Genomic DNA, 17,968 nt, shown 5'->3' on the forward strand with positions numbered 1-17,968 from the left:
TAGTTGTCAGTTAACAGTCAACAGTTAACAGTCAACTAATATCCTTTCAATTTTTAACCGCCAGTTCAATTAAATCTTCAATTTTCTTGATATTTGGATCGCCTGCTAAGTAGCCAATACCGCGATGCAAATGTAAGCGGAATTGGGTGGCGAGAGTTTCTTTGTCCGTGGCATAGCCGTCATTGTGACAGCGTTGCTTAAGGGCGAGGAGGAGAATATCAGACATTTCCCCGCCAAAGACGCGCCAACTCATTTCGACGTTGCTATCTTGGGGAATTGGGACGGGGGAGGGTGTGGTTGATTCTGCGAGGGAACGACAAAACGCCCAACGGCATAGGATATTCCATTGGTCGATTTTAGTGCTGCGCTTAAGTTTGGTAAGTTGGTCTTTGGCTGTTTGGGAAAGTTTTATTCTTTCGATTGGGGATTCCATAATTTTGAAATTGCGATCGCTCAATTTTTCAATAATATCTACTACCAAAAATAACCAGGTTGTATGGTAGTTTGGCGGGTGGAGGAGTCGTATTTGAGGAGATATTCGCGTGCGATCGCTTCGTTTTCTCGCAGTGTTTCAACTTCTTTCTTTCCAATTTCAGTATCCGTAGATAACAAAATTACTTGATGGCTGGCGGATGGAAAGTAACGTTCAACTAGGTTACTGCGGTGAGAGGAGTCTAGTCTACCTAACGGCGTATCGATTGCTACTGGTAGGCGGTGTCCAGAGACTTTGGCTAAACCCCAGAGGAATGCGATCGCAAGTAGTTGTTTTTCGCCTGCTGATAAACGATGTTTCGGAACAGGTTTACCATTTAAATCGTAAAGCAAAAGGCTAAAAGTCTTAGTATCAATAGTTATCCGATGCACTAAATCTGATTTATGGAGGAGATAAAGGAAGCAGTTTTTAACTTCTTCCTCTAACTTATTGAGTTTTCTCAATGTTAATTTTTCACGAAAAATCTTAAGTGTGTTTTGAACTTTAGCCGCATAGGTAATAATATGTTCGCTATTTTTATGCTTAATATTTTCTACAGTATAATCACTTAATTCTCTTTTTGACTTAGCAATAATAGTTTCTAACTCAGCTAAACGGCGGCGGATTGTTTCGTAATTTGCTTTAGCTTCAACAACTTGATTTTGTGCCGATTCTAATGCTTGACGCAGCTTTGTATAATCTTCTGGTGCGGCTGCTGTTTGCACTTGCCTTTCTAGAGTATGAATTTCTTCTTCTTTATTTTTGAGAATAGCTAATTTCTCTTTTGCAGAAAGTTTAGAATTTTGTAAGTGATATATGAGATTATCTAGCTGACTTAAAGTTTCATCATCAGCTAATAACCAACGTGCTTCTGTCTGGATAGTCTTTGCATATAAACTATCTACATCTTGGATTAAAAATGATTGGATTTTTTCAACTTCTATCGAGGAAATTTCTACTTGATTTAGCCAAGTGAGTAAGCGCTGATCTCGCTCAATTAACAAGTCTTTAGAAATTTGTATCTGTTGATGCCGAAATTCCTTTTCTCCCTGTGCTTGCGCCTGATTAAGCAAATTGGGAATTAATGCCAGAGGTAAAACATCAGCCGCTAATTCACACATCGACTGACGTACTTGTTCGATTTCCGCAGTTTTTGTATGCTGTTGTAGTTCTAGTTGATTGCGTTCGGCTGCAATCTTCCCACCTTCAGAAATAAATTTATCAAAGGCTTCTTGCTGCTTTTGTTCTAACTCTTCTACCTGATTTTTGAGAATTTCTACTTTCTCTTCTGTGGTTTGATAATCTTCTTGCTGTTGGGTTAACCTAGTTTCAATTTCCTCTAGGTTTGCTAAATCCTTACTATTACCAACTTCTTTAAGTTTACGGTTAACTAAAATATCTAAATCAACTGCTAAACGGTCTGCCAACTCTAGCCCTAAAAGTCCGCGTATTGCGTCTACTACAACTGGTGGTGGTGTTTCTTGTTCTGCAAGTTCTTTAACTTGTTCACCATCAAAGAGAAATAAGTTAGAAATCCCTAATGGCAAAATATTTTCAATATATTCATCCCAGATATTAACTAAAGCATCAGGCCAGGTATCACTGTCACCTAAAATACCTAACGTATCTTTGCCATCTTTAGGATTTTTTCTCCACTTACGCACAACCCGGTATTTTATTGGCTTATCATTTTCAATATGTTCAAAAAGTAATTCAATCCTGGTGTCTGCAACTGGATCTATTTTGTTGTTAACACATTGATTGAGAAAATCACTATAACTTAAATTACCACGGGTAGAACATTGGGCACGAGCGCCATAAAGGGCGAGACGAATGGCATCCATAAGCGTGGTTTTTCCACCGCCATTCATACCACCTAATAGGATGATTGGGTGTGAGTTTCCCTCATCAATTTTTGGGTTAAGATTGATTACCTGTTTACCACTGTAGGGGCCAAAGTTTTGTAGAACGAGTTCAAGAAATATCATGATTATTTTGAAGATTTAAGCCTAAAGCAAAGGTACTGAGATATACTTTGCATCTTGGCGCGAAATTATTATTAGTCTTTGGGTGGAAATTTTATATTTGCCCAAGTTTGCGGTTTTTCAGTTTCCTCTGTAAGAGAAGTTGCGGATACATTATTGTTTGAATTTGCAAATAATTCATTTGTTGTATCTTTTGTTTCACCCACTACCTCAGCATCACCCAATGTCAGCTGCTTAAACTTTTCCCGGAATTTTACAACATCGCCTTGACTAATAGCTTCTCTTAAATCGCGTTTTAAATGAGCATTATCAATTGCATCTTTTTGGGAGCGCGAACTTGTATCAAAACATTTCTCTAAAGTGTTGTATATTCCCGTGCGACGAGTCTTTTTGCGATATTGGTGTTCTGTGTCTAATAGCTTTGCCATGAGTTCAAAGTGCATAGTATCGCCTTCACAGATTTCTTCTAGTACTGCCCATTCATCTACACCTAACAGGCTATAATCAGCGCCAGGACGTGGGTCTGTGAACTCTTCACCAGTCACTTCTTGATAAATCCGGGGTAAGCTATCATCAAATTCGTGTTTATCTTCTAGCCAAATGCGGCGGATTTCGCTCATTTCTTCTAGAGTAATTAGGGTGATATCGCGCATATTTTCTGGCGCTGTCTGACGGGTTTTTGTTTGCGCTTCTAATAATCGTCTTAACCAATGTTCCCGCCAATATTTGGTATAGGGGCCAGGGATTGGTTCAATGGAGGTTTCCCCGTTTTTATTGCGTTCAAATAGTTGGACATCTCCCCAAATTCTTCTAAAATCTCTTTTTTCTCGGTCATCTTTGATATCTAGTTCATTACGGATATCTAATAATGGCTGCATCCATTCTTTTTCTTCATCATTTTGGATCATCGCCTCCATTGATTTATCCTTATTCACTAATGTGCAAACCCAGCAGCCAAATCGGGAATCACCACAGCTAGGAGTAGAAGTATCAACAACTAGTGGACATTCATTATCGGCTGTTGCACCTCGATACATAGCAAATAATTCTTTATTACTTTGTCCCCAAGGATTATCCCACTGATTCAGGTATATCCAGACATCGTTATTACTCCAATCTTCAATAGGGGTATAGATTAAGGAGTTGGGTAGGCTGGCATTAGGACTCAGGCGATCGCGTACTCTATCAATTTGATGCTTTTTCATTGTGGCAGCACGTTTGACACTTTCTGCTTTGCGAGTACCCAATACAAGAATTGTTTCACCGTTAGCTCTAACTATTTCACGGATGAATTGATTAGCAGGATTAATTTTTAAGCGTGGTGTACACCAGCGAAACTGGTTACGGGGTGCTGGATATCCCTTACCAATAAGATTTACCCAAAACGTGTCTTGAATTACTGGTTGTAGTAAATGTGGATCGATTGGCATCCCCTGTTCTTTTGCAGCTACCTTGAGATTCTGCAAGGATTTGCGAACCCAAGCAGACACTACAGGATTTTCCACCAGAGTATCGGTTGTAATTACATAGACTGTTTTAGTTCTTTTTTCTGGAGGAAGATCTGCGATCGCATTCCATACAAGCTGCAATACTGTACTAGAATCTTTTCCCCAAGACACGCCCAAAACCCAAGGTATCTCATCTAAACAATACAATTCTTGAATTTCAATGTTGAGAGCTTGGATGTAATCCACTAACTCTGCTACAGTACGTGTTTGCTGACCTTTATTTTCTGCTTGTTGTGCTGTAGTCATTTCTCCTTCTCTCTGGAAACACTGGCGTAATATTTGGGCGAATAGAATTCAAGTCTAGATAGACAAAACCCACCTCCGTGGGTTTAAGAAAAGTTTTTAAAAACTTTACTACTAATATCCAAATTTTTGGATAATTAAACGACATAATCTTATTCTGTTTTTAAAATTTAACATGAAAGATAGTGCATCTGACCCCACTGCTGACATTGCTAAAGAGTACCTGGAACGGGAAAACAAGGAAAAACAGGTACTAGCTTTACTCCTAGAGAAGTTTTTAGGAAGAAAAGATCAGATTCTCGTTCAGAAAACTGAGATGGGTGGTACGGAGGCTTATGTTAGTTCTGTTACCTTGGAATGGTTTGCAGGTCGGGTTCACTTCGCCTCTGGCTTACCTCTGTTTCAAAAAAAGTATAATCCAGAAACTGATAATGTCGAAATTGATGCAGATAGTATTGATGAAATTCAGCAGCGTCCCCTAGATTGGTCACGTCAAGCGCCGCTAGTGCAGTATTTAGCGGCTCGACACAACCATAAGTTCCCCCCAGTACTAGTAGTAATTAATCAACCGTGGGTGGATAATCCCAAAGCTGCTGAGTGGGATAGTGAAGGACGCGCCACCAAGTCTACTACTGATTTTATACCCTTAGATAAAGACGCTAAAGTAGGTCTGCTAAATATTTCTGAAGATGATGTAACTATTTATGCACTAGATGGTCAACACAGATTAATGGGTGTACAGGGGTTGATGGAGTTAATTAAAACTCGTAAACTCCAGCGCTATAAAAAAGATAAAGGTGCTGATGACAGTTTTATTACAGTCAATGATTTGATAGAAAAGTACCAAGTAGACCTTGCTTACTTGCAAAATTTACCCAAAGAAAAAATTGGTATTGAGTTCATCTGTGCGGTAGCGGCTGGGGAAACTCGCACCCAGGCGAGGCGCAGAGTAAGATCGATTTTTGTTCATGTCAACCTGATGGCTGCACCGTTGACTAAAGGGCAACTAACACAGTTGAATGAAGATGATGGTTTTGCGATCGTTGCTAGAAAAATTGCAGTTACACATCCACTATTAGAACAACGACAAGAGCGTAATCCTCGCGTTAATTGGAATAGTGCAACAGTCGCTTCCAATTCTACAGTTCTGACGACTTTGCAAGCTCTACAAGATATGTCTGAGCGATATTTGGTTCATAAGTTCCCCCACTGGAAACCTTTAGAAAAAGGTCTAATTCCCATGCGTCCAGAGGATGAAGAAATTGAACAGGGAATTGAGGAATTTAAAAAGCTATTTGATTCTTTGGCTAGTCTTTCCAGTTATAAGATTTTAGAACATGAGGATACACCAGCTTTACGGCGTTTCAGCTTTGAGAAAGATGGAGGTGAAGGAAATATGCTTTTCCGTCCAGTTGCTCAAGTTGCATTAGCGCAAGCTTTGGGAATTTTGGTTTTTAAAAAAGGTTTTTCCCTCGTAGATATTTTTAAAAAATTGCGGAAGTTTGACCAGCAAGGTGGTTTTAGTGGTATGGAATATCCCCAATCTCTTTGGTATGGGGTTTTGTATGACCCAAATAAAAAGCGGGTGCAGGTTGCTGGACGAGATTTAGCCGCGAAGTTATTGGTTTACATCCTGGGTGGAATTCAGGAACAGATGGAACGTGCTGAACTTCGTAAGGCTTTGGCGGATGCTAGGACTGTGGAAGATAAAACTATAGGTTTTGATGGCAAGTTTGTTGAACCAAAAGCTGTAGGACTTCCATCTGTTTTGTAGTTGCTAATAATTACTCGCCTTTAAAGAAATTATTATGCTACCCTGATACGTATTGTATAAAGGGAGTCTACTCTGTGGCATGGCTATATGGTAGTGATGCTGTGCAACAGCTAAGTGAAAACGTCGTCTTGTACGATTTGGCACAGATACGTGGAAATAGTGCTGTTTTAAGCCGCATCCCCGATAATATCGGCGGTGTCTACGCTTGGTATCGTCGCTTCGAGATTGATGCTAATGCCATCAATGATCCTCAAGTCTTTGCTAACTATATTTTGGAGGAACTTTGTAAGGAGCATTCGGCTCCGAGAGAAACAAAACTGCCTCCAGCACACAAAATAAAACTCCAAGCAGAGACTTCATTTTCTAAAGAGCTTTTGCTGAAAGAGTTAGCTGCTGATTCCTCCTTTCGTCAATTGCTCTTTATGCTTTTGAATAATTCCCTCATATTTCAGCAGCCATTATATATAGGAAAGGCAACTAATTTATACTCTAGAATTCGCAGTCATATTCGTGAAGGTAGCATTTTACGCGATCGCCTTGCAGATGCTGGACACAAAATTAATAGATGCAGGCTTCTAATTATTCATACTTCATATAATACAAACACTGTTCCAGATAGTGTTGATGAAGATGACGAATTAGATAATCAAATTGAAGAAGACTATGAATTTTCTAAACTCGCTTCAGACAAACTAGTTGAAGATATTTTATCTAGACTATTTCTTCCATCATTTACTCTTAGATACGGTTGAGATCAAATGCTGATATTCTCAAATAATGAAGGAAAATCAAGATTCAATAAACCTCTATACGGTTTAACTGGTATTTACACTTTATCTGAAGGTGTAGCACTGCCATACGTCCTTTCTTTGGTTGATGTTAACCGAGCTATTGATGAGTTAAAAATAGCTGAACAAATCCCCGCTTCGTTAGATACAAAATGGTCTCTTAAAGAGCTTTTTCAGCGAGAAATTGATGAGAAGAGAGTAGAAGATGACATAGTTAAAGGTTATCTTTTAGATCCAAATAAGCTGAAGTTTTTTAATGCAATTACTATTGTATTGATGCCAAAGGACAGCGATGGTAAAATTCAGAACGCTTTCGATGAGACTACAAACGTAACACCTCCCCCTATACCTTGGGATGGCACAGATCCTGATGACGAACAATGGAAGGATTTTCAAAGTGAGATTGCGAACTTTGGGGGTGTTCAATTTGTTTCTACTGGAGTTTCTGCTCGGCTGCGTTGGGATGAAGATAGAGTATTAGCAGTAGCGGTAGATGGGCAACATCGTCTTTGGGCGCTCCGTACCTTTCGTGAAGATCCCAGGTTTCGAGGTGGTACTCTTCGCACAATTGAGCAACAAACAAAAATACCAATTTTATTTATCTTGCTTCATCCTAGTGCTGGCTTCAAGAATCTTCAGAGTGCTTCTGATTATTCAATCCGGGGAATCGCTCGTGAATTATTCACTGATTTGAATAAGAATGCTAAGACTGTAGATAAGGCTAGAGAGCTTATTCTTGATGACAAAAGCATTAGCGCCCAATGCGTTAGAACTTTATTAACTGAGAGTACAGGGGAAGATGCGAAAGATAAACTTCCTCTTTCTCTAGTACGCTGGCAAGACGACTCGAACCGATTTGATAGCTCCTACTACCTAAATTCACTAGTTCATTTAGATTTGCTGATTTCAGCAGCACTGGATCTGAAACCACCACGCGATCCAATGGAAAAGAAGCACGTACTAGATTTTATCGAAAGTATTGACTCTGCTCTTGGTACAGGTGAGGAAAAAGTTCAGTACGAGGGACGTACTCTTGAAGAATATTACATAGAAGACTACTGTGACGAAGATGGAAATCCTGTTACACCGTTTTCTCGAATACCAGAAAATTACCTTGGCTCTGCAATAGAAGGTTTTAAAGTTAACTTTCGTTCTTGGCTACTCAAACTTTTATTGGAATTTAAGCCGTATCGAAACCTGCTACAGTATGCTCGCGAACATGATTTGATCGAGGGTACTTTTGGTAGCTATCAAGCTCAGACGAGTAAACATAAAGGAATTATTCGAGAGCAAGAAATTGCTAAAGATAGTGATTGGAATAGTCGAGAGATACTCTCTCATCAAGTTGCTATTAATAGCATGAAAGATAATCAATGGGCTTTCAAAGCTATATTTCAGAAAGCTATAGTTCGTCTAGGCAGAATTGTGGAGTTTGACTATAAAGCCAAAGACACAAATTTAGGTAATATTGATGACGTATTGAGTTGTCTAGATAGATTATATGACAAAGGTATTTTAAAAGTAGATGCTAACCTGCCAGATTATCCTTTTCGTTTATGGACATTTATAGCAATAAACCAGGGTACTGACAAAATTAAAGTTGCGAAAACTGTAGAAGATAGAATCTTTTCCTTATTGTGCTTGTGGTATTTCGGCTCTCGTAAAACAGAAATCGACGCTGCAAGAGGTTCTCAAATTTTATCGCGGCGAAAACTACTCAATTTCTTTAGTGCAGATAAAAATAAAGCTGAGTGGGCAGGTTGCACAGATGCTTACAAAGCATTATATAAAGGTTTTGATACTGTTGCTTTTTATGGAAAAGAACATGAAAAAATGAACACTCAACAAAAAGAAGACATGATTCGAGATAGGTTTTCTGCTATACTCGCTATTGGTTTGCCAGAATTAAATACTCAATCTTCACTTCTCCAAGTATCAGAACAAGAGGATGAAGTTGATTCTGAATAAAAATCTCAAGTCTATTAAAGTTAATTTTTCTTAAGTTTTAGTTTTAATAGAGGGTAGTTCAAGATAGGAATTTGGTTAGATCAAATTCCTCATCTTGCTGCTCTGCATTCGTTCTTTCATAACTAAGAATCAATAAAAGTCGCTCTGAATAGTCTACTGCTCCGCGCAGTTCATTTTGTATAATCTCTAAACCACCATTAGCATACTCTTCAAAAATGTGAATACGTTGCTCGTCAGCTACATTATCATCACCTATAACCTTAATGTTTTCTGTTTCGGTGATAGCCAACAAATTAATTAATAGAGTAAAGCTGCTAGTAAAATAATCTTGTCGCAGTGGGGATAAATCTTTAGAAATTACGTCTAAAGGAATGCGCTTTTTATTTTTAACGCCCAATGCTGCTGCAAACACCATTACTTCTACATAAGTTTGAAAAGGCGCAGTTGTGTCTTTTGATGCGACTAGAGATTTCACCAACTCAGCCTTATCTTTAGCAACCCTGATTCTGTTTGCAGCCATTGTTTTAATATCTACATTGTTGCTATTTTAACCGAAACTTGGAAGTGATAGTAATTATTAGCGCATTATTTTATACTAGTATGTGAGCGATCGCTAAACAAACAAATTATCCACTAACATAGTCCATCCTGGCACTGCGGGTTCAGCTTCAGCCACCTCCCCACGGCGATAAACTTGCGGTTCTTCAGGATTATTAGCGCGATATACTCTAATAACTTCCTCTTTGAGTACATCTACATCCCAAACTACCAACGTACCAGCCGCAAAATAATCACGGCGTTTATTAGCCATATCTTTCTCAGCCTTATCACCGTAATCATTTTCACTTCGCACCTCAACAGCAAACACAGGCGCACCATTAAGAAACTTCCCACCTGTAGGTTTGCCAGTATAAAACGCAGCATCAGGACTTAAAGAACGGCGATTAGGGAGATTGACAATAAAACCGACATTATCAGGCAAAGCGTAACCACTTTTTGTCAGACGTTCATAATCCCGTAGACTTGCATAAATTTCACCACCTGCACGTCCTGGTAAAAATCCAGTTGGAGACATCAGCACCAATTTTCCATTGACAATCTCTGCTTTACAATTGTCAGGTAAGTGGTACAAATCTTCAATAGTTGCTTCAGTTTTAATACTCATAAAATAACTTCTAATTAATGAGGGATAATCTCAATTTTACGCCCTCTATTTTCTTTGCGTTCTCTGCACCTTGGCGGTTCGTTTCTCCAAAATTTATATTGCAAACTGAACATCCTCATAAACCAAAGAAATAGGAAATTTAAAATCAACACTAGTTAAATGAACTTCATGCCCTGCTTCATAAGGGTGTAACTCCCAGAGTCCTCTATCATTTAATCGGAAGCAATCTAAACCAATTTTTTCAGCATCGATGAGGACGTATTCTTGCAAAGTCGGAATGCGACGATATCGCGTAAATTTTTGACCTCGGTCGTAAGCTTCTGTGCTAGGGGAAAGAACTTCAACAATTAAACAAGGATATTGGAGAAATTGAATAGCTTGTTTATCCCGTTCATCGCAACTCACCACAACATCGGGATAATGAAAAGGCCCCTTCTCAGATACACCTACTTTCCCATCCGCCATATTCACACGACACCCACTCCCTCGCAGGTGACTTTTTAACGCTGAAGCTAAGTTTAAAGCAATATCATTATGGGGAAGAGTACCCCCAGTCATGGCGAAAACTTCACCATCAATATATTCATATTTAATTTCTTGGCGTTCTTCCCATTCCAGATATTCTTGGGGAGACATATAATTTCTGTCTGAACTCGCAACCATAACTTTATTCCTCTCTTTTTCTCAAATGTAACCAAGAAAAAACCTTTGCGCCTCTGCGTCTCTGGGTGAGTAATTACCCATTCCGTTCAACTGCGATAATTTCCGTATATTCAAACTCATTCGGACTTTGTTTCACCAAAGGATATCTTTCTCCACCCAATTCAATATAATCTTGTTCGCAATCAGGCTTAGAAGAATAATACGTAAGCACATATTCTCTACCAATTCTGTCTGTCATTTCCGTTTCAACTTCACCCCGCCACTGAGTCTTAGTAACTAAAACTATCAACTGATTCGCTAATTGGGGAATTGTCTTCGCAATGTGTCGCCGCGAATTCTCATCTAAACTACCAAAAGGTGAATCCATCACAATTGGGAAAGTGCTACTGTCGGGAATCATCATCATTTTTCGTTTCTCACTCCATTCCCTTACTTTGTCAATGATGCTGGCAATAAAGGATAAACTGAGAATTTGATTCTCCCCCGTGGATGCTGCAACTGGTACTTCTATACCTGTAATATTTTCTACTAATGTCAGTTCATATTTTTCACTAATTTTAGGAATATATGGAGTCACAGAAATCTCCATAAATATCTCTTGTACTCGCTTTTCTAGTTGCAAGCGAAATTGCTGCTCTTGACGATTTCTTACTTCTGTTAACCGTTCAATTGCATCTTGAGTGGCGTTAATTCGTCGTTGTGCTAAAGTTTGCTTGTCTTCATTCAGCTTTTGCTTTGCAATTTGTTTATTCAAACCTTCAATCTCAGTTGTGAGTTGAGCAATTTGCTGCTGATTTGCACCCTGTTCTCGATTTAATTCATCAATTTTACTTTCAATTTCATCTAACCGTTTTTGCAAACTACTAATTTCTTCATTAGCGTCTTTTCTTAACCGTTCTTGAATATTGTCTAAATCGCCTTCAATTTGAGATATGCTTTGCCTTAACTGATTAATTCTACTTTGTTCTCTGTCAACTTCTTCCCAAAAACCTATTGCTTGTTTATCAATTTCATCTACTTGAGCTATCATCCGAATTGCAGTTTCTTCCACCGCCGAGGAACCAGCTTTATTTAACCAAGTACTCACATGAGTATGAGAATGATTACCCTCGTGTAATTCTGCGCCACAAATACAGCGCTGAGAATTGAGTAAATCATTCACAAATTCTCGTGAAATTCCTGATGTTAACTCGCCGCGCTGCTTCAAATCATCGATAATCCCTCGGAACTGGGATGTAGTTTCTGAAAGTAAGACGGTATAACCCCGTGCGGAAATAATTTTTTTCAGCGCTTCCTTCGTTTTTTTATATTCTTCTTGATTCGCAATTTTCTGCGATTCTAAATCCTGCCATCTTTCTTGCAATTCTTTAGCAGCACTCAATTCTCGTAAACGATTACTTGTCTCTTTTTTAAAAGTTTGTTGATAGTCTAACTCTTCTTTAATTTCCGTTTGTCGCTTGATAATGCGTTCACGTTCTCGTTCTATCTTTTCTTGCTGTCGTAATAGCTGTTTCGTTTCAGAATCACCAATAGCTTTTAACTCATTTTCTAGAGTTTTTTTAGCATCTCCCAAATGTCTGATGGAACGGTTGATTACTTCTACACCCAAGAAAATTTTTGTCGCTTCAGCAATTTCAGCTTTTTTATCAGAACGGACTATTTCTTCAATTCGTTCGCCGTCAAAGAAAAAATATTGATGTAAAGTAGCGGGCAAAATTTGATTAATTATATCGTCTGGTTGCTGAGTTGGTATATTCCATTTGCCATCATCCGCACCAACCCACATGGTTAATTGAGTTTTGCCAGCATCAAAATCGCTTTCGTTTTTATAACCCCGACAGGCGCGTTTAACTCGATAACGTTTACCTTCATGTTCCCAGCCAATCTCTACCCAACATTCTACAGCTTGACCTTTTTGAGCTTCTGCGATCGCACGCTTATTTACTAACTGTTCTATCGATGCAAATGCTGCACTAAATTTTTCATATAATACCCAAGTAAAGGCATTTAGTAAACTGGTTTTTCCAGAGCCATTATTCCCATGAATAATCGTTGTGTTCTGAACATCTCCAGCCGCGAGTAGCATCTCTGGTGTCGTACCATAAAAGGAGCGAAAGTTGCATAGCTTGATTGAAGTCAGCTTCATCGCACCTCTTCCTTAATAATGTCCAAAATATTATCATTTATATGGCTGTTAATCTTTTTATCTAGTCTGCCTTTTTCCAACTTCCATACCCGCTCAATAATTCGCCGTACCTCCGACGGAGCGCTGGTTATTGGCTCCTGTACATCATCAATATTTGCCTCTTGTGACATCTTGGGTTTGGAAATATACTTTTTCTATATTTTAACTTTCTCTACTGCTGTATTTACCTCCGTAAAGCCACTGTTAGCGTTATCTTTAATTTTGCAAAAACTATTTTTTCAAATTTATATTTTTCTTTGAAAAAAGACTTTATTATTTAATCGCTCTCTGATATTATTAATATTAACAACTTAGATCATAATTGAATATAAGCAGCTTTAAAAATTTTACTTACATCCCATTATTGTTAAACTCATAATTTTATTATTTCATACTTAATGCTTGTTTTTTCAAAACTCGAAAAATTTTACAAAAAAATACAACTATATAGTTCATCATCAAATATCTAATAAACCATATCGTTTTTGCAAATCAAGTAACTTCATTCTTGCCTCCCCAGCATTATCAGCTAAATCAGCAAACTCTACAAAGCGACGCAATTCCTTTTTCAATAGATTACGCTCAACTTCTATAGTTTCTCTATCTAAATCTGGTGGCAAAACAATCATGTCAAATATAGTGGCGCGTTCCTTAGCAAGATGAGGACGTAAAACTCGCCCCCGTCGTTGAATGAATTGGCGGGGATTGCCAGAACTTGATAAAATCACCGCAGTTTGAATTGCTGGAATATCAACACCTTCATCTAAACAACGAATTGCAACTAAACCTTGCAATTCCCCACTTTCAAATTGATGCCGTAAAATTTCCCTTTCTTGTAAAGTTGTTTGGGCTGTATAGGTGCTTACCTTGTACCCCAAATCCACTCCGAGAATTTTAGCAACAGCTTTGAGTTGGCGTAGAGATGAACGTTGTCCCGCATCTTGGGAACCATCACTACAATAAAAAAGTGTGTGAGTAGTTTCGCGGCGAGTAATCATTAAATCTCGCAAAGCATTTAATTTATTTTCGGCTGCACCAATTAATCTTGCTCTTTGCATCAATAAGGGCTTTAAATCTTCATTGTCTTCAAAGTTTCCGCCATTTTCTCGATCTCGATAAAGTAGCGATCGCCCAATTCTTTTAGTTAGCTTTAAATAGGCAATACTCTCTGCTTCAGTTAACTCCACCAGCACCGGATAATACAGATAATGTACCAAAGCACCTTGAGCGATCGCATCCCTCAAGGTAAACTCTGGTTGGAGAACTGGGCCAAAATAATCAAATAAAGATTGCGTACCAAAATCATCAAAATATCTCTCCGGTGTGGCAGATAAAGCTAGTCTCAACCCAACACTGCGCGGTAAACTTTCTTCTAACTTGGGTGCGCCTAAATTATGCGCTTCATCCCCAATAATTAAAGTTTTGGCGGGAAAATATTTGAGTTGAGACTGAAACCCATCTCCAATTAAAGTAGAGTTCGTAGTAATCACAGTGACAAACCGTTGAGAACCAGAACGCAGATTATAAATTTGGGTAGAAAGTTGACTTTGCCAAGTGCGTAAATTCTCAAAGGCTAAAATGGGTTGCAAATTAAATTTTTCACATTCTCGCGCCCATTGGGTGACGAGATGGCGGTAGGGACATACCACCACCAGAACTTGTAAATTAATCTGCTGATATAATTCACAAGCGATCGCTAATGCGGTAATGGTTTTACCACTACCAGTAGCCATTTTCAGCGTCCCTCTGCCATTGTTCGTAAACCAGCTAGCGATCGCTTGGCGCTGATATTGCCGCAATTGCAGAGATGGAGGCATTCTTGGGCATCCTGGGAATGGTTGCGTATAATAACTGCCCTTACTTTCCCTTGCATAAGGTAATTTCAACCGGAAAGTGGGCATTTGTTGCACTGGATTTTGCGTCAGGTACATATTTATTTAGTCATTAGTCATTGGTACTTATCTTTCCCATTCCCCACTCCCCACTCCCCACTCCCCACTCCCCATTACTCAGTTGTAACCACGCCAAACACCAATGAGTGAACCCTGCACTTGTACTTGCATAGCGCTGACTTCAATGGGATTGTACTTAGGATTTGCTGGTTTGAGAGTAACGCGATCGCCTTGGCGATAAAAACGTTTTAATGTCGTCCCAAATCCATCAACTCTGGCGGCGACGATAGTACCATTTTTTAAATGATTTGGTTCTGCTACTGGACGCAGAAATACTACATCGCCATCAGTAATTAAATCTTCAATCATGCTATCGCCAGCTACCCGCAAAGCATAAGTTTGGGGAGGTAAATCGAAATTAGAAAAGTCTAAATGATCTACAGCATCAGTAAACGGTTCTATTAAACCACCAGCAGCGATCGTGCCCAAAATTGGTACACCTTGCTTTACGGGACGCAAAATCCGAATCGTTCGTGCTTGTCCTTCAGTCCATTCTATATATCCTTTAGTCCGTAAATGTTCTAAACGACTTTGAATTGGTGCTGGTGACTTCAAGTTCATTGCTTGCATCATTTGCCTAATTGAAGGCGAATGCTGGTGCGATCGAATGTATTCTGCCAACCATTCGTAAAGTTCTTGTTGAGCTTCAGTTAGACGTTCCATAAATTTGTGGGAAGTAATTATAAATGTCTCTAGAACATTAGTACTACAAAAAACTCCCCATAACAAGAGAAAAGTAAAAATATGAAAGGCAAAAGTCAGAATATTTCCTTTTCTTTTACCCATTTATTTTGAATTTTTTACCAGCAAGTAGTCAGGAGCCAATCGCACACTCGCTATTTTGACTCCTAACTCCTAACTCCTAACTTTTTTTATTCCGCCCCTAAAATACTTGCAAGCAAAGCCTTTTGGGCATGGAGGCGATTTTCTGCCTGTTCCCAAACTCGTGATTGGGAACCTTCAATAACTGCCTCGGTAATTTCTTCACCGCGATGGGCTGGTAAGCAGTGTAAAACAATTGCCTCTGGGTCAGCAAGGCTCAACAGCTGCTCCGAAATTTGGTAAGGCTGGAAAATTGGCATCCGGTTATCGGCTTCTGCCTCTTGCCCCATACTTGCCCAAACATCAGTATAAAGTACAGCAGAACCCTTTGCGGCTAATTCTGGATCGTGAGTCAGGAGGACTTCAGTTTTGTTGTTAGCGATCGCTCTTGCTTGCTCTACAATCCTAGAATCTGGTTCATATCCACTAGGGGTAGCAATTCTAACATTCATCCCCACCAAAGCACAGCCCAACATCAGAGAATTAGCCACATTATTCCCATCACCCACGTAGGTTAAAGTTAACCCAGCCAGAGTGCCAAAGCCTTCTTGAATCGTCAATAAATCCGCTAATACCTGACAGGGGTGTTCCGCATCAGTCAGCGCATTAATCACCGGAATCTTGGCATATTCAGCAAAAGTTTCCAGATCCTGTTGTGCAAAAGTGCGAATTGCCAAAATATCCAAATATCGATCTAACACCCGCGCCGTATCTTGCAAAGGTTCCCCACGACTAACTTGAGTGACATTAGGGTTGAGATCAATTACCTGTCCACCCAGTTGGTACATCGCCACCGTAAAACTTACCCGCGTGCGAGTTGAAGCTTTGGAGAACAACAACCCCAAAACTTTATTACACTGCAACTTCAACTGTTGTGATTTAAGTTGAGTTGCCAATTGCAGGAGTTCTTGAAGTTCCGTCGGACTGATGTCCGCTAGACCTAATAAATCTCGTCCGAGCAATGCTGCCATGCTTGTAATCTGTAAAAAATAATTATATATTTCCGTTCCTTTATTCAGCGGTACTAAGAAAATACAGTTTTAGAACTGACGAGATACTTTTGCGTTCAGCCCGGATTTGAGTTAGCTTTTGGTTATGAATATTAATTTATCAACTTTATCAGCGATCGGAATCACTACAATTGCAACGCCAACTCAACCATCTAGACGCACAAAAACCCCAATATTGCCAAAATCTCTGGTCTTCTAGCCTAATTTCTGAACAGGAAGATATTTTTTAGGAATTACACCTAGACAAATAAATTCTTTATGGTACAATAAGAAATTGTGGTTGCAACTTGAAGCTAACCCCAAATTTGCCAGCATAGCACAGTGGTAGTGCATCCGACTTGTAATCGGAAGGTCGCGAGTTCAAATCCCGCTGCTGGCTTTTATTTAAAATAATGGAAAGCTTTTACCGGATTAATTCTAGACTCACAAATTGGGTGTCAATAATTTCTACTGCCAATAGAACAATTAATGATTTACCAAGCGTTTGGCGCGTTTCTGCTCATACATTAGCTTATCAGCCTCTTCTATCAATTGTTCTAGTGAAACGTTTTCATTTAAGACGCATTGTGTCACACCAATACTTATAGATAGTTGATATGAGTGATTATGCTCTTGATTAAAGCGATCAATATTTGATTGCAGTCGAGGATAAAATTCCTCTGTAGTTCGGGAGCAGACAGGAACAAATATGACAAACTCATCTCCTCCTAGACGAGCGATAATATCCGAATCACGGAAGGTTTGCTTTAGTAATTGGGCTGTGTCAACAAGCATTCTGTCTCCTATTTCATGCCCTAGAGAGTCATTAATCTGCTTTAAACCATCTAAATCAACAAACAAAAGACAGCAGAACATTTGTGTGCGTTGGGCAATTTTGAATTGCTGATTTGCCAGCCAAAAGAAACCACGTCGATTATATAGCCCTGTCAATTCATCAGTTAAAGATAGCTGCCTTATCTCTGATTCAGCCTTCAACCGTTCCTGAATTTCATGCTCTAGGCGTTGATTTTGTTCAAGAAGTTGTTGGTGTTGCTGTTTGATGAGTAGCTGATTTCTGACTCGCATTAGCACTTCAAGTTCTTGAAATGGCTTGGTGATATAGTCTTGTCCACCTAATTTAAAAGCCTGCACTTTATCATTGATTTGATCAAGGGCACTAATAAAAATAATCGGAATTTGATCTGTTGTTTTTGATGATTTTAACTGTTGACAAACCTCGTAGCCATTCATTTCGGGCATATTAATGTCAAGCAGAATCAGATCCGGTGGATGTCGCTCGGCGGCTTGTAATGCCATTCTCCCGTTAAGTGATTTACGGATGATATAACCCTGTAACTCTAGTATTTTGGCTAACAGCCGTAGATTATCGGGGGTATCGTCCACAATGAGGATATTCGTTTCCGAAGGGGATTTAAGTAAATTAGCCATAATCT

The 17,968-nt window shown here is 39.2% G+C and carries 15 protein-coding genes and 1 tRNA gene; 4 read left to right on the top strand and 12 right to left on the bottom strand.

Annotation, left to right across the window (positions count from 1 at the left end; genetic code table 11):
• Nucleotides 1-46 precede the first annotated feature (46 nt).
• From dndE to dndC, 3 genes are all read right to left on the bottom strand, one after another.
• The gene (dndE, locus tag ABF638_RS07025) at nt 47-433 is read right to left on the bottom strand and encodes a DNA sulfur modification protein DndE (RefSeq protein WP_435021470.1); all 387 of its coding nucleotides are present in this window, start codon (nt 431-433) and stop codon (nt 47-49) included.
• Between the two features lie 41 nt (nt 434-474).
• Nucleotides 475-2,460, bottom strand: a complete 1,986-nt coding sequence (gene dndD, locus ABF638_RS07030; RefSeq protein ID WP_435021427.1) for a DNA sulfur modification protein DndD — start codon at nt 2,458-2,460, stop codon at nt 475-477.
• Nucleotides 2,461-2,531: 71 nt separating this feature from the next.
• Complete coding sequence (gene dndC / locus ABF638_RS07035) at nt 2,532-4,211, bottom strand: DNA phosphorothioation system sulfurtransferase DndC (protein ID WP_435021429.1); 1,680 nt, start codon at nt 4,209-4,211, stop codon at nt 2,532-2,534.
• 172 nt (nt 4,212-4,383) lie between these two features.
• Here dndC and ABF638_RS07040 point away from each other — a divergent pair, with 172 nt between their 5' ends.
• The 3 genes from ABF638_RS07040 (at nt 4,384) to ABF638_RS07050 (ending at nt 8,738) form a co-directional block, all read left to right on the top strand.
• Nucleotides 4,384-5,982, top strand: coding sequence for a DGQHR domain-containing protein (locus ABF638_RS07040; RefSeq protein WP_435021431.1), 1,599 nt, complete (start codon nt 4,384-4,386; stop codon nt 5,980-5,982).
• A gap of 74 nt (nt 5,983-6,056) precedes the next feature.
• On the top strand, nt 6,057-6,734 hold the full coding sequence (locus ABF638_RS07045; RefSeq protein ID WP_435021433.1) for a GIY-YIG nuclease family protein: 678 nt from the start codon (nt 6,057-6,059) through the stop codon (nt 6,732-6,734).
• A gap of 6 nt (nt 6,735-6,740) precedes the next feature.
• On the top strand, nt 6,741-8,738 hold the full coding sequence (locus ABF638_RS07050) for a hypothetical protein (RefSeq protein ID WP_435021435.1): 1,998 nt from the start codon (nt 6,741-6,743) through the stop codon (nt 8,736-8,738).
• A 58-nt stretch (nt 8,739-8,796) separates the two neighbouring features.
• On the opposite strand, the gene ABF638_RS07055 is transcribed toward ABF638_RS07050, so the two are convergent.
• The 8 genes from ABF638_RS07055 to argF all read right to left on the bottom strand — a co-directional run bounded on the left by ABF638_RS07055 (nt 8,797) and on the right by argF (nt 16,496).
• Complete coding sequence (locus ABF638_RS07055) at nt 8,797-9,258, bottom strand: DNA phosphorothioation-associated protein 4 (protein WP_435021437.1); 462 nt, start codon at nt 9,256-9,258, stop codon at nt 8,797-8,799.
• A gap of 93 nt (nt 9,259-9,351) precedes the next feature.
• Nucleotides 9,352-9,903 carry a Uma2 family endonuclease gene (locus ABF638_RS07060; protein ID WP_435021439.1) on the bottom strand — a complete coding sequence of 184 codons (552 nt, stop codon included), beginning with the start codon at nt 9,901-9,903 and terminating at the stop codon, nt 9,352-9,354.
• 93 nt (nt 9,904-9,996) lie between these two features.
• On the bottom strand, nt 9,997-10,566 hold the full coding sequence (locus ABF638_RS07065) for a Uma2 family endonuclease (protein WP_435021441.1): 570 nt from the start codon (nt 10,564-10,566) through the stop codon (nt 9,997-9,999).
• 73 nt (nt 10,567-10,639) lie between these two features.
• The gene (locus ABF638_RS07070) at nt 10,640-12,712 is read right to left on the bottom strand and encodes an AAA family ATPase (RefSeq protein ID WP_435021443.1); all 2,073 of its coding nucleotides are present in this window, start codon (nt 12,710-12,712) and stop codon (nt 10,640-10,642) included.
• Entirely contained in the window at nt 12,709-12,882 is a 174-nt protein-coding gene (locus ABF638_RS07075) for a hypothetical protein (RefSeq protein WP_435021445.1), read from the bottom strand. Before ABF638_RS07075 ends, ABF638_RS07070 begins: the two co-directional genes overlap by 4 nt.
• Before the next feature lie 327 nt (nt 12,883-13,209).
• Nucleotides 13,210-14,682: a DNA phosphorothioation system restriction enzyme gene (locus ABF638_RS07080; RefSeq protein ID WP_435021447.1), complete on the bottom strand. Its 1,473-nt coding sequence runs from the start codon at nt 14,680-14,682 to the stop codon at nt 13,210-13,212.
• Between the two features lie 78 nt (nt 14,683-14,760).
• Entirely contained in the window at nt 14,761-15,366 is a 606-nt protein-coding gene (gene lexA / locus ABF638_RS07085; protein ID WP_163929533.1) for a transcriptional repressor LexA, read from the bottom strand.
• 209 nt (nt 15,367-15,575) lie between these two features.
• A complete protein-coding gene (argF, locus tag ABF638_RS07090) occupies nt 15,576-16,496 on the bottom strand; it encodes an ornithine carbamoyltransferase (protein WP_435021449.1) in 921 nt (306 codons plus the stop codon).
• Nucleotides 16,497-16,842: 346 nt separating this feature from the next.
• Here argF and ABF638_RS07095 point away from each other — a divergent pair.
• Nucleotides 16,843-16,914, top strand: a tRNA-Thr gene (locus ABF638_RS07095).
• 86 nt (nt 16,915-17,000) lie between these two features.
• On the opposite strand, the gene ABF638_RS07100 is transcribed toward ABF638_RS07095, so the two are convergent.
• Nucleotides 17,001-17,963, bottom strand: a complete 963-nt coding sequence (locus tag ABF638_RS07100) for a GGDEF domain-containing response regulator (protein WP_435021452.1) — start codon at nt 17,961-17,963, stop codon at nt 17,001-17,003.
• Nucleotides 17,964-17,968: the final 5 nt, after the last annotated feature.

Source organism: Nostoc sp. CALU 1950, assembly GCF_051172895.1.
Lineage (GTDB): Bacteria > Cyanobacteriota > Cyanobacteriia > Cyanobacteriales > Nostocaceae > Nostoc > Nostoc edaphicum_A.

Bases quoted from the DNA above. Each gene is read 5' to 3' on its own strand.
- ABF638_RS07060 (WP_435021439.1), bottom strand. From the start codon at position 9,903: ATGAGTATTAAAACTGAAGCAACTATTGAAGATTTGTACCACTTACCT.
- ABF638_RS07080 (WP_435021447.1), bottom strand. From the start codon at position 14,682: ATGTACCTGACGCAAAATCCAGTGCAACAAATGCCCACTTTCCGGTTG.
- lexA (WP_163929533.1), bottom strand. From the start codon at position 15,366: ATGGAACGTCTAACTGAAGCTCAACAAGAACTTTACGAATGGTTGGCA.
- ABF638_RS07050 (WP_435021435.1), top strand. From the start codon at position 6,741: ATGCTGATATTCTCAAATAATGAAGGAAAATCAAGATTCAATAAACCT.
- ABF638_RS07040 (WP_435021431.1), top strand. From the start codon at position 4,384: ATGAAAGATAGTGCATCTGACCCCACTGCTGACATTGCTAAAGAGTAC.
- dndD (WP_435021427.1), bottom strand. From the start codon at position 2,460: ATGATATTTCTTGAACTCGTTCTACAAAACTTTGGCCCCTACAGTGGT.
- dndC (WP_435021429.1), bottom strand. From the start codon at position 4,211: ATGACTACAGCACAACAAGCAGAAAATAAAGGTCAGCAAACACGTACT.
- argF (WP_435021449.1), bottom strand. From the start codon at position 16,496: ATGGCAGCATTGCTCGGACGAGATTTATTAGGTCTAGCGGACATCAGT.
- ABF638_RS07055 (WP_435021437.1), bottom strand. From the start codon at position 9,258: ATGGCTGCAAACAGAATCAGGGTTGCTAAAGATAAGGCTGAGTTGGTG.
- ABF638_RS07100 (WP_435021452.1), bottom strand. From the start codon at position 17,963: ATGGCTAATTTACTTAAATCCCCTTCGGAAACGAATATCCTCATTGTG.
- ABF638_RS07065 (WP_435021441.1), bottom strand. From the start codon at position 10,566: ATGGTTGCGAGTTCAGACAGAAATTATATGTCTCCCCAAGAATATCTG.
- dndE (WP_435021470.1), bottom strand. From the start codon at position 433: ATGGAATCCCCAATCGAAAGAATAAAACTTTCCCAAACAGCCAAAGAC.
- ABF638_RS07075 (WP_435021445.1), bottom strand. From the start codon at position 12,882: ATGTCACAAGAGGCAAATATTGATGATGTACAGGAGCCAATAACCAGC.
- ABF638_RS07070 (WP_435021443.1), bottom strand. From the start codon at position 12,712: ATGAAGCTGACTTCAATCAAGCTATGCAACTTTCGCTCCTTTTATGGT.